General features: G+C 54.8%; 3 protein-coding genes. 1 reads left to right on the top strand and 2 read right to left on the bottom strand.

Translation table 11 applies throughout. From position 1 onward, the window contains the following. Nucleotides 1-915 (bottom strand): glycosyltransferase (locus tag VM163_14040; GenBank protein HUT05000.1); only part of this gene is annotated, 915 nt, incomplete at its 3' end. A 25-nt stretch (nt 916-940) separates the two neighbouring features. Continuing rightward, nucleotides 941-1,453, bottom strand: a complete 513-nt coding sequence (aroQ, locus tag VM163_14035; protein ID HUT04999.1) for a type II 3-dehydroquinate dehydratase — start codon at nt 1,451-1,453, stop codon at nt 941-943. 217 nt (nt 1,454-1,670) lie between these two features. Between aroQ and VM163_14030 the strand changes: the two genes are divergently transcribed. Then, nucleotides 1,671-2,615: cobalamin-dependent protein (locus tag VM163_14030; GenBank protein ID HUT04998.1), on the top strand; the 945-nt coding region annotated here is incomplete at its 3' end.

Below are 2,615 nucleotides of genomic sequence, written 5' to 3'. Positions count from 1 at the left end.
CGCAAGTAGGGCGAGGTTCTTATCCTTGCTGGCCGCAAAGAGCGCGAATGGCAGACAGCACAACAAGAATGCGATGATGGCGGAGCCGATAAGCCATCCCACGAACTCCTGAAACAGCAGGGACCCCAGCAGCGCACCCAGAAGGTAGAACGCCAGCAATATCTGGAGCTTGAGCGTTTGAGGCGTGTAAGAATCCTTAAAGACCTTGCGTGGAAACTTGTCGTAAACAAACGTTCGCCAATAGGCCCGTGAGAACTTGAGCTTTGCGTACTTGTAGATGGTGTCGGGATGAGTGTGATAAACGATGGCACCTGGGCTGAAAACCATCTTGTGGTGCTTTTGTGCCACCCTGAATGACAGCTCTACGTCCTCGTTGTTAGCCTTGGGATAGCGCGGGTTGAACCCCCCGAGCTCATTGAAGATGTCTTTCTTGAAGCCTGCCGAGTAGCTATCGACGAAGTCTATTGTTCGACGTTTTTTGAGCCGCTTGAACCGCTCCTCGAACTCTGCCTGCGCGAATCTCGCCACTAGCCGCTTCTGCCTCGTGCGGTAGGCGCCCTTCACGCCCACCACATCCGACTCGTTCACCAGCGGGATCACCATCTCCCTCAACCAGTTGGGCTCCGGCACGCAGTCAGCGTCCGTGAAGACGATTATGCTGCCCTGAGCGTGCCTGACCCCGACATTCCTTGCCGTTGCCGGGCCCCGGTTCTCCTGATAGATGTATTTGACGTCGAACTGCTTCACAACCTGCGCCGTGCTGTCCGTCGAGCCGTCATCGACCACGATCACCTCGAACTCCTGCATTGGCACGTCTTGGGCCGCGAGCGCCTCGAGGCACGAGGCGATCGTATTCTCGCCGCTGTAAACGGGTATGATGACGGAGAACTTGGGCGCCCTTTTGGCGGTTGGCATTGGGTCGGTATCCCTACCGGTTGTCTCAGCCGTGCGTGTCGAGTATCAGAGCCACGGCCCTGAGGGCAAGATGATACGATTCAACTCCCATACCGCATATCACGCCCCGGCACGCGCCAGCCGTGAGCATATCCTGCCTGAACAGCTCTCTCCTGAAGACGTTCGAGACGTGAACCTCGACAGTTGGCAACGAGGAGCTTGCGATTGCATCACGTATCGCGACGCTGGTGCTCGAGTAACCCGCTGGGTTGATAACGATGGCCGAAAAGCCAGCCGGCCCGGCCGATTGTATTTTATCGATGATGGTTCCCTCGCTATTGGACTGGAACGTTTCCACCTGAAGGCCCAACTCACGCGCTAAGAGCCCAAGCTGCCGATCAACCTCCTGAAGCGATGTCTTGCCGTATATCTTGGGCTCTCGCGTCCCAAGAAGGTTCATGTTCGGACCGTGAATAACTAGAACACGTTTAGTGTCATCGACCATTTCCAATACCTCATGCGTGAACCGTGCCTCTTTGCAGAAGTAGGCAATGTCCAATTGCAGAACTTCTCCAAGAGCATAGTTTGGCGCCCGGTTCCGTGTCAAGCACGAGCCTTTCAAGGTCCTCAGACAGATTTGAGAGAACAGACCTTTTCAACGTAGTGTGGTTTTTTGTCGGATAGGCAAGTTGAGCCTTGCCCTCAAGGAGCTTTATAGTCTATATTCAGCATCCCGACAATTTGTTATATAACTTACTGCAAAAGGAGCGTGGAGATTGCCGATACAGGATTGTGACGGACCGATTGATGTTATGCTGGTGTATCCGGTGATACCCCAGGGGCACCAGCTTAACTTGCCCTATGGCTATGAGGTTCCGCTATCTGTGACCACGGTCGCAGCCTATCTAGAACAGCAGGGGATCAAGACCGAGATACTCGATATGAACCTGCACCAGGAGCCGTATCGGCTGCTGCGGCGGTTTTGCGCGAAGCTGAGGCCAAAGGTTGTTGGTTTCACGGCTATAACGTCCCATATCTACAATGCGCACAAGGCTGCGACGCAGGTCAAAGAGGTTGACCCACAGGTCGTAACCGTTGTGGGCGGCATACATGTGTCTGCCGTCCCAGAGGACACGCTGAGGCGCTTCCCGATGTTCGATTACGGTGTTTTGGGCGAAGGTGAGGTGACGTTTCTCAACTTTGTCCGGCATGTTCTTGAGGCTTCCTCGCCGCAGAAGGAGCATGGCCTTGCGTATAGGGAGGATGGCCAGCCGGTCGTGAATCCCCCAAGAGGTCAGATTCAGGACCTCGACTCGCTCCCGTTCGCAGCTAGGGAGAAGTTGGAACACAGCAAATATGTGGGCTCCCCGTCCAATTACCTCAGGCTGCCAACGACGAGCATCGCTACCACGCGGGGATGTCCCTACAGCTGCACCTTTTGCTCGAAAAGTGTCTATGGCAGGCAATCCCTGCGGCACATGTCCCCCGAAAGGGCTGTTGCGGAGCTCGAGCACTGCATAGAAACGCTGCATATCCGCAATTTCAAGGCAGTGGACGATACAATGACGGTCAAAAAGAAGTGGGTCATGGCGTTCTGTGAACTTCTACTCAAAAAGGGTCTAAACTTGAGTTGGAACGCGAGTTCTCGCGTGGATGCGGCCGATCTGGAGATGCTGAAGTTAATGAGGCGGTCGGGTTGTTTTCAGATCAAGTGGGGTCCG

The sequence above is a fragment of the bacterium genome, assembly GCA_035527515.1.
Classification (GTDB): domain Bacteria; phylum B130-G9; class B130-G9; order B130-G9; family B130-G9; genus B130-G9.
This window is presented reverse-complemented; position numbering and strand designations above follow the sequence as displayed.